The organism is Bacteroidota bacterium (assembly GCA_035506275.1).
GTDB lineage: Bacteria > Bacteroidota > Ignavibacteria > UBA10030 > UBA8401 > JAGVPT01.
In genome coordinates this window covers 277264-286578 of sequence record DATJPT010000009.1, presented here as the reverse complement: position 1 = coordinate 286578, position 9315 = coordinate 277264, and the positions used below count along the sequence as shown (strand labels likewise).

The window sequence follows — 9315 nt, the reverse complement described above, 5'->3', positions numbered from 1 at the left end:
AAACAGTCCGCAAGGTTCGCCGCTACGTTGAACTCCCCGCCGCTGACATGGATCTGGCATTCCGTCGCCTTCCTGAATGGAATGATGCCCGGGTCGAGTCGGTGGACCAATGCTCCCACGGAAACGAAATCAAGTCCCCCCGCCGCGGGGATCTTCATACCATAATTCATCGATGCTCCTTTTTAGTCTTGCTCATGAGATGCTGCAGTTATGCAGCATTAAGCTTTTTATCTTCTCTAAGCCGGTACAAATGCTGTCCGGCATTTTCGACAACTAAAAGATCTCCGTTTTGATTTGCCTTCCATTCCGCGACATTGATCGACCTGTAATCGACATATCCAAGGTTGACGGCCTCACAGACTTCTTTGGAAATTGAGGTGGCGAGTGTGACCTGAACGCGCGGGCGCTCTATTCCATTCTCAAACGTGCCGATCCCTTTTACATTGGTCGAGTGCGCAAGAATGAGCTTCGACATTCCTGAAAAACGATCCCATTGTTTCGTAAAATAGTCCCGGGTATGATATCCGACCTTGCGGATTTCTTTCCCATGAGTGTACGAAATTTCTTTGATGTGCGGAGCGTAGATAATGACTTCTCCGCCGTCGGCGACGATCGGCTCATGCTTATACATCACTTTTCCGGCGACCCAGATGTCATCGTAGATTTCCGGAGCGAGCCCGAGTATTTGTGGATAGCCATGATCGACATACTTGATGTGAATCCTCGACGATACATCAGCTGCTCTTCCCCATGCTTCTTCCGGCGAACCGATAAAAAGCGCGGTAACAGAATGATCATCCACGACGTATGCGAAGCATATTCGGGGAACCGAAATAAGCGAAGCGGCCTTATTGATGACGCGGCGCACCGGCGTATCCTTGATGCCGTTGACAGCGGGATTGGTGATGAGGGCTCCGATCCAGTGGAAGGTCTCGATGATCTTTTCTCCGCCGATTCCGGGAAAAAAATACTTGTTTCCGCCGGCGAATCCGACCGTTTCATGCGGCACGACCGGGCTGACGACAATAAGCTGGTCGTAATCAAAGATCCTTTTATTGATCGTGATATCCACCGCGTCTGTGAATAAACCAGTGGAAAGTTCCGTCATATCGGACGCAGAGATCATGCCGATGGTCCGAAGTTGCGCCGGGTCGTTGTGTGCGTGGTTGAAAAATCTCGTCTTGGCGTATTTGGACGAATGCTCTTCGGCGGTAATTCCGACATGGCGCAGAATAATCTCATCCTCAAGAGGATGATGCGTGCCGGTCGCGATCAGGTAATCGAGAGCTTTGACTTTAGGAGAGAGGATCTCTCCGAGCGTTTTAAAAAAGATGGGGAGATGAGCGTGTCTTGTTGTATCGGGAATGATGACCAGAACACGTTTCCCGTCCAAAGGCAATTCAACAAGCGCTTGCTCGCTCAGCCTATAGATCTCATCTTCAGCGTTTTGATGCGGGATATTGTCTCTTCCAACCATCATATGTTATTAGTCTCCACCAAACTCAACCCGGAACCCGATCGTCTTCAGCGGTTCGGCTAATGACGCCCAGGCCGGCGACAATTCAACGGTCGAGTTAAAAAATTCGCGCCGCACTCCGTATCCTGAACGCAATCGCTGAAAGAACGAGCGGCGTTCATCCGGTTTGACATTTGCAATCCCTCGTAACGATCTGTCATCGGTTTCGATGTCGTAACACTTGCTGACGATCTCACTCAAGATGTCTTCTTTCGATCTCGAGCTCGATGGAACGACGATCCGTCCGGCGGCAGGGGTTGGCAGGGAGTTCCCGGGTGTCCACGAGTCGCTTTCGCCAAAGAACTTGCAGGCGGCGGAATACGTCATTTTCACCGCAGCAAGCTTTCCATCATAGGAATATCCGGCGATATGCGAAGTCCCCAAATCGACCTTGCCTAACAACTCGACATCGATGACCGGTTCTCCTTCCCATACATCGAGAACGACGCCCCCGAGGTGATGCTGATCAATGGCATTCTTGAGCGCGCCGCCATCCACGACAGGGCCGCGCGATGTATTGATCAGGACCGCCCCCCGTTTCATCGCAGCGATGCGCGTCCCGTCAAAAAGATGATACGTCGGGTCGCTTCCCCCTTTTGTCAGCGGGACGTGAACGGTGATAATATCGGCTTGCATCAGTTCATCCAGCGGGAGAAACGCCGGATTGTTGCTCGAGCGTGCAAGCGGGGGATCGTTCTGCAGTACTTTCATCCCCAGGGCCTTGGCATTCCTCACGACCTTGCTCCCCACGTTGCCAACGCCGACGACCCCTAAAGTCTTCTCCGACAGCACGAACCCCTTCCGTTTCGCCATTGTGAGCAGCGCCGCAACAACATACTCAGCAACGGAATTTGCATTGGAACCGGGAGCGCTTGCGAAGCCGATATTCCGTGAAGCGAGATAGGCGAGGTCGACATGATCGGTCCCGATCGTCGCCGTTCCGACAAATCTGACATTGCTTCCTTCGAGGAGTTCCTTGTTGACCTTCGTTTCCGAGCGAATAATGATCAGGTCGGCGTCGTGGACCGCGTCGCGCGTGATCTCGCGTGTCAACAAAGGGTGGACGTTGCCAAATTGCCGGAAGGCCTCTTCAACGAGAGGATTTTTATTATCGACAACAACGTGCATACACTCTTTCCACAAAGGCCAGCCGGTGTTGGGTGGCCAACGATGTCATGTCTTTTTGTGAATCAGATCGTCATACTCGTAAAGCCGCCGTCAACGGCGATCATCGCACCGGTAACGAACGAAGAAGCTTTTTCCGAAGCAAGCCAGAGAAGCGCCCCTGATAACTCTTCCGGCTCGCCATACCGCCCCATCGGCGTATGGGCAAAAATCGACTTGCGCCGTTCTTCCGTCAGGATCTTTCGATTTTGAACCGCCGGGAAAAAACCGGGCATGATCGCATTGACGCGAACCTTATACGGCGCCCATTCCCGCGCCAAAAACCGGGTCATATTGTTGATTCCGGCCTTTGATATAGAGTAGGTGAACACACGAGAAAGGGGAAGCTCGGACGAGACCGATGAAATATTGATGATGCTCCCCCCGGATTTTTGCTCGATCATCTGCCGGCCGAGAACACGGCACGAGAAGAAGACCCCTTTGAGGTTCGTGTTGAGAATTCTTTCCCACTCTTCTTCCGGGATGTCAAACACGGGGGTCGGCGAATTAACTCCAGGAGCGTTGACGAGAATATCGACCTTTCCCCACCGCGCCAACACTGCGTCTTTTCCTTCGAGGATGCCCCGCTCCGACGACGCATCGAATGAAAATGCTTCTGCGATCCCTCCGGCTTCCGTAATGGTCGTCACGACATTGTCCGCACCGGCCTGATTATTGTGGAAACCGACGGCGACCCTGGCAGAAGCGCGCGCCAGTGTCCGAGCCATGGCTCCCCCAAGCACGCCGCTGCCGCCAATCACGACAGCGACTTTATCCTTCAGGTCAAAGAGATTTTCGACATACGACATGATAATCTTCTGAATGCAAATAAGGGACGATGGTCACATTTCAGATCAAGATACGAAAAAAGAAACAATGATACCGAGGCGTCCATGCGGTGCGAAAGATCTCTGCATGCTTTTCACGCAAACTCAAAATATCTTTTTGCGTTGTTATAGCAGACATCTTTCACGAGGCCGCCGACAAGGCCGAAATCGTCGGGGAGCAAACCCTGTTCCATTTCCCTGCCGAGAATGTCACAGATCAAACGTCGGAAATACTCATGTCGAGGGTATGACAGAAAGCTTCGCGAATCGGTCAACATCCCGACAAACTGACTCAGCAATCCCATGTTGGAAATTGCATCAAGTTGGCGGGTCATCCCGTCCTTCTGATCAAGAAACCACCACGCCGCGCCGTATTGCATTTTTCCCTGAATGGAGCCGTCCTGAAAATTGCCGACCATCGTCGCACACACCTCGTTATCGCGGGGATTAAGATTGTAGATGATCGTTTTCGCCAGTTTTCCCTCCTTGTCAAGCCTGTCAAAAAATTTTGCCATCGACTGAGCAATGGGCAAATCACCGACGGAATCGGAACCGTTGTCGGGGCCGAAAGCGCTAAACAGTCGGGAGTTGTTGTTCCGCATCGCGCCGATATGAAATTGTTGAACCCATCCCTGTTCCCAATCCATCACAGCCAATTCATACAACATGGCAGACTTGAATATTCTTGTTTCAACGGAATTTACATTCTTTTTCTGCAATAGCTTTTTGAAAATGGCCTTCACCCGGGATTCGGTGTATTCGTCCGCATAGATCGTTTCAAGCCCGTGATCGGAGAGTTTGCAGCCATGTTTGGCAAAAAATTTATGCCGCGCTCGAAGAGCGTCACGGAATGAATCGAATGACGTTACCGTAATGCCGGAAATTTTTGAAAGGGACCTGACGTATAATGCAAAAGCTCCGGCGTCCTCAACGGCAAGCGCTCTGTCCGGGCGGAACGCCGGAAAGAGCTTTGCTCCGTTCGGTTTTTTTGAATACTGCTCATGATATTCGAGCGTATCAATGGGGTCGTCCGTGCTGCAGACCACTTCAACGTTCATCTGCCGTAAAATTCCCTGCGTGGTGAATTGAGCGGTAGCAAGTTTTCCGTTGCATTCATCCCAGATTTCCTTCGCCGTTTCTCCGCTGAGCAGTCGATCGGTGATCCCAAAAGGGCGCTTCAGTTCAAGATGCGTCCAGTGATAGAGAGGGTTGCGGAGCGTTTTAGGAACGGTCTCCGCCCATTTCTGGAACTTCTCCCAATCGCCGGCATCTCCGGTGATATATCGCTCCTTCACTCCGCATGCTCTCATTGCCCGCCACTTGTAGTGGTCTCCTTTGAGCCAGGCGTCAGCCATATTCTCAAATTGCCTATTTTCAGCAATATCTCTCGGCGAAAGATGGCAATGGTAATCGATGATCGGCAGTGTCTCGGCATAGTCATGGTAGAGGCGCTGCGCCCTTCGCGTTCCAAGCAAAAAGTTGCTGTGTGCAATACTATTTTTCATAGAAGGATCTTTCCAGTTTGGTGTACCAACGATTCGTCGAGTATCAAGGTAAGAATTTTTATCTAATGGTTCAAAACGTTTCCCTTCGGGGGCTTATTTTGGTTGAATCTTCGAGGGCGCGGGATGGTGGAAAATAATACAAATGACTATATTCAATTGCCCACTCCCTTTTGGAACGCACGGTAAGAACTGAAAACAGCCTTGTTGTCTATCGATCGCGGCAGAATACGTTTTTTCCCTTTTGTCTCATTGGAGCAAAAAACAATTTGAAATGAATTCATCGTCCACTGTTTTTCTCTCATCAAGGAGGTTGTATGGAGGTTATGGATCTTTTAGGCGCCCTTTTCCGCTGGTTCCATATTATTGCCGGACTGCTTTTTGTCGGATTGAACTGGTGGTTCAATCTCGTGTTCACACCGTTCGCGGGAGCGACGGACGGTGAAACACGGAAGAAGGCCGTTTTGGAACTTGTTCCCCGCGGGCTTTACTGGTTCAAATGGTCCGCGATTTATACCGGCATCTTCGGCCTGTTTTTGTTGATCGTAATTTTTTATATGGGAGGTATGACGATCGAGGCTCAGCAGGCATGGACAACGGGAAGTTACATCATGGCAATTCTGGTCCTCCTCATTTATAGAGTCTACGTCGTCCTTGCAAACAGCGCTCTTGGAAAGGACCTGCGCATGATGGGTGCGATCGGTTTTGCCATCGTCGCCGTGATGATCTTTGGGATGATCGCATTCGGCAACTTCAGCTACCGTGGATATGTCATCCATCTCGGCGTGATGTTCGGCGTGATCATGATCGCAAACGTCTTCGAGACGATCCTGCCGTCGCAGAACAAGATCATTAAGGCGATAAAGGGGGGCGCCGTGCCCGACCCGCTTCTCGTATCTCGGATCGCTCAACGCAGCCAGCACAACATGTATCTTTCTGTGCCGCTGCTATGGACAATGATCGAAGCGCACACTGCGGTCCCCGCAGCAAACAGCTGGCTGTATTTGCTGGCGGTCGTTGCGTTCGGATGGATCATGGTCGCATACGTGCTGAAAAAAACGACGAAGGTTCAAGGGTAATTCCATAAGAGGGAGGACGAATCCGGGAGCGTTGCATCAAGCTTTTCTTGCATAGACAGGGAGATCAAACTCCTTCCCTAACACGGAAGCAAGCCCCTTTCCCTCCCGGCTGAATCCCCAATAGAAGAAACATCCGATGGGATGTTTTCTTTTGATCGCTTTGATCGATTTACGGAGGAGACGCTTCGCCAGCCCTTTTCCCCGTTCCTCGGGAAGGACAAGCACGGAGCACAGATAAAGTGCGTCGTACTTTATTTTCAGGGGCGTTTTCATCAAGAGATCCTTCTCGCTGATCTTCTTTGAAATGAATGCTTTCATAAGCGTCGAGGTGGTGGGGAGCACAAGCGCCCATGCAATCGGCCCCTTTTTATTTCGGATCTCCCCCATCGTATTCGGATGAATGGATCTCAGCAGTTCCATCGTCTCGGCGCCGACGGAAATTTGCATCGGATCGCTCTTCGCCTCGAAAAACTCATCGGCGAGCCGTATCATCCTTTCAAGATTTTCATTCTTCATACCATCCCCGTTACCTACTTTCGCAGAAGCGCAAATTTTCCTTTGATAGATTCGCCCGGGATCTGGATAAAATAAATATAGACCCCCGAAGAAGCGGGTTCGTTGTTGTCTTTCATTCCGTTCCATTGAAACACTTCCCCGCCGATCAATGTCGACAAGGTTGTCGTCAGCACTCCCGAGTACACCCGTTTCATGTCGGAAGAAAAGATCGAGAGAGTTCCTTTCACCGGGGCTGATCCGTTCACCGGAAAGCTGATCTGGTTGGATCCGTTTGCCCGAAACGGATCCGGGAAGGGAGTGTTGATCGGATTTCTGCCGACAAGAACTTTCGAATACCAATTTGAAGGGTCGGGGACATTCAAGCTCGCCGAAAGGCTTGTATTCGCCTGTTCCGAGAGGGTGGAAATGTATTGAAACAAGCCGCCGTATCCCGTGACGGCAGAATCTAACTCAATGTTGGAAACGACAAGCGGCTCGTTTTCTGTCCCGAACCGGATCGAATAATAATTCGAAGCAAGAACGGGAAGGCTGCCGCCGACCGATTGCGACGGCGGAGAAAAGTTGACCGCCGACGAGATGATCTCCGGATACAGCGCCCCTTCAGGATAGTAAAGGGTCGAATCGCTCCTGGCGCCGGTAAAGTAATTCCAGACCGTCCATTCCGCGAAAGCGCTCTTGAAGCTCGAATAGTACGGCCCCCTTTGCAACGCACGGTCGATGGCTTGGAGCGGCGGGGCAACGGTTATTTCCTGCCATGATTGGAGTATGGCGTTTCTGCCGAAGCGCTTCGCCACGAAATGCGCCCAGATAGCTCTGCTGTACATGATGAAGTCGCCCGAATTGAACGGCGTCTGCGGATTCGCAAAATGTCCCTCGGAAGAACTTGTGTACTGGAGATAATCTTTTACCTGGGGAAAGACAACGTCTTCCATCCACACCGAAGTGATCTCATAAAAGAAAATATCGCTCGACCAGTAACCGTAGTTGCCGATCTGAATACTGTGATGCAGTTCGTGCGCAAGGGTTACGCGCAGCGCCGGAAGTCCTCTGTTGTATTCTGGGTCAACAAATTGAAATGCGTTGTCGATGGTCGTGAACGATGTCCACGTTCCGCCGTCTTGTCCATCTGGCTTTATGAGCAGAGCGCTGTCGGGCGTCGTATAACCGTAATCGCCAAGGTTGGTAATGTAAATATCGTGTTCAGGCCCTCCTCCCGCGTCGCCATCCGATGGAATCGGAAGGTATCCAAGAGTTTGAGTTTCAAATGACATGCAATAGTTGGCGATGGCCGCAACGGAGTCGGCAAACTGATCGGAGGTTCCGGGGATTTGCCGGTAGAGCGAATCGAGCATGGCCGGAGCGGCAGCTCCAGTTGTGTCATAATGAACTCGCACAAGCCCGGAGAGAATGCTCTTTTGGGTTGCAGGGCGGTCCAGAACTATTTGCAGCGCCGAACGTTCTTCCGGATTCAGTGCGTCCCGATGCCTGATGGCGTATGAAATGACCGGGAAGCCGCACTTCTCATGAGAGGTAGTTCTTTCGCCTTCTCTCATGAATTGTTTGAGATCCTCATAGCTCCGGGCCCTTGCTTCTGAATCATACTTCTGCGGAGGGTCATTTCGGCATATACCCTTCTGCCCGATGAAGCAAAAAGCAACCGCTATCAAAATTCTGTATGTGTTTTTCGACTTCATCATCTGCACATACTATTGTAACGAATGAACTGAGAGAATTCAAGCAACGGTCTAAGGAAGCAATCTCCTGTTTCGAGGACAGGTCGCACCGGACTTGGACCGGAACCTGCGTTCGTTACCTGCCGAGTCGAGCTCCGAATGGCCATATTCTTTGGTCCGCATTAAATGCAACCGGACGTTATCCGCACGGAGATGATTCGTGGCTTTACTCGGTTGCCTGAATTGATCGCCCAAAACTGGATCACCACTGAAGCGTCGTAGTGATAGCCCCGTTACCTGAGGTGGTTTCTCCGGGCATATTCCCGCAAAAAGATGAATTTTTAAGCCAAAAACTAGATATGGACGTGATTATGGGGTCCGAATCTCGTCTGTGCTGCCGGACCTTCTCTACGTATCTTTACGCCCGGCCATCCGCCACGAACCGTAGAACAAAAAATACGATAAAGTACCTATTGAAAATCCCTCCATCCGGATTAACTTACTACCTAATAATTGTGCCGGTAGATTTCAGATGTGCTAATCCCGATTCATAGGGAGGGAAAAAATGGGAACATCAAAGATCATTGTAGGACTTGGCGCATACGTTATGATCGGAATGTACACGCTGCTCTTCACGAACACCGACCAGGCCATCTTCAACGTTGCACAGTCCCAGTCGTTCCACGACCAGGCGCGGCAAATCTCCACTTCGGGGATCAAGTTTTCTGTCGGCGATGTCGGCGGCAATTCCGCTGCGGTATTCCCATCGGCTACGGTAAGTTTTAGCGGCGGAAGCGTTACGTATGCGGGAGACAGACCGGCCGGTCTTTCGGCGACGCAGATGCGCATTACTTCTACTGGCTCGTATAACGGATTTCAGGTAACGATGGTGGCCATCCTCCAGTATACCGGAGTGAAATGGACAATCCAACGGATCTATCAAGTGCCGGATCCGGCGGAGTATTCAAGGCTCAGTTAGCAAACAGATCGACCCCCAATTCTCCTCCAATGCGGTGCCTGGTGCATCGCATTTTTTTT

At 51.1% G+C, this 9315-nt stretch carries 9 protein-coding genes; 2 read left to right on the top strand and 7 right to left on the bottom strand.

Features of this window, described 5'->3' with window-relative positions; all coding sequences use genetic code 11:
• The 5 genes from VMF88_09035 to uxaC all read right to left on the bottom strand — a co-directional run.
• On the bottom strand, positions 1-170 hold a 170-nt coding region (locus tag VMF88_09035; protein HTY11205.1), incomplete at its 3' end, for a sugar kinase.
• A 38-nt stretch (positions 171-208) separates the two neighbouring features.
• The gene (locus tag VMF88_09030) at positions 209-1480 is read right to left on the bottom strand and encodes a lactate racemase domain-containing protein (protein ID HTY11204.1); all 1272 of its coding nucleotides are present in this window, start codon (positions 1478-1480) and stop codon (positions 209-211) included.
• 6 nt (positions 1481-1486) lie between these two features.
• The gene (locus VMF88_09025; protein HTY11203.1) at positions 1487-2644 is read right to left on the bottom strand and encodes a 4-phosphoerythronate dehydrogenase; all 1158 of its coding nucleotides are present in this window, start codon (positions 2642-2644) and stop codon (positions 1487-1489) included.
• A 62-nt stretch (positions 2645-2706) separates the two neighbouring features.
• A complete protein-coding gene (locus VMF88_09020) occupies positions 2707-3489 on the bottom strand; it encodes an SDR family oxidoreductase (protein HTY11202.1) in 783 nt (260 codons plus the stop codon).
• Between the two features lie 113 nt (positions 3490-3602).
• Positions 3603-5012, bottom strand: coding sequence for a glucuronate isomerase (gene uxaC / locus VMF88_09015; protein ID HTY11201.1), 1410 nt, complete (start codon positions 5010-5012; stop codon positions 3603-3605).
• A 323-nt stretch (positions 5013-5335) separates the two neighbouring features.
• On the opposite strand from uxaC, the gene VMF88_09010 reads away from it, so the two are divergent.
• Positions 5336-6088: a urate hydroxylase PuuD gene (locus tag VMF88_09010; protein ID HTY11200.1), complete on the top strand. Its 753-nt coding sequence runs from the start codon at positions 5336-5338 to the stop codon at positions 6086-6088.
• A gap of 36 nt (positions 6089-6124) precedes the next feature.
• Here the strand turns inward: VMF88_09010 and VMF88_09005 are convergent, their stop codons facing one another.
• Together VMF88_09005 and VMF88_09000 are read right to left on the bottom strand one after the other, a co-directional pair.
• A complete protein-coding gene (locus VMF88_09005; protein ID HTY11199.1) occupies positions 6125-6604 on the bottom strand; it encodes a GNAT family N-acetyltransferase in 480 nt (159 codons plus the stop codon).
• 14 nt (positions 6605-6618) lie between these two features.
• The gene (locus tag VMF88_09000) at positions 6619-8157 is read right to left on the bottom strand and encodes an MXAN_6640 family putative metalloprotease (protein HTY11198.1); all 1539 of its coding nucleotides are present in this window, start codon (positions 8155-8157) and stop codon (positions 6619-6621) included.
• Between the two features lie 685 nt (positions 8158-8842).
• Between VMF88_09000 and VMF88_08995 the strand changes: the two genes are divergently transcribed.
• Positions 8843-9256 (top strand): hypothetical protein, encoded by a 414-nt coding sequence (locus VMF88_08995; protein HTY11197.1) that lies wholly within the window; start codon positions 8843-8845, stop codon positions 9254-9256.
• Positions 9257-9315: the final 59 nt, after the last annotated feature.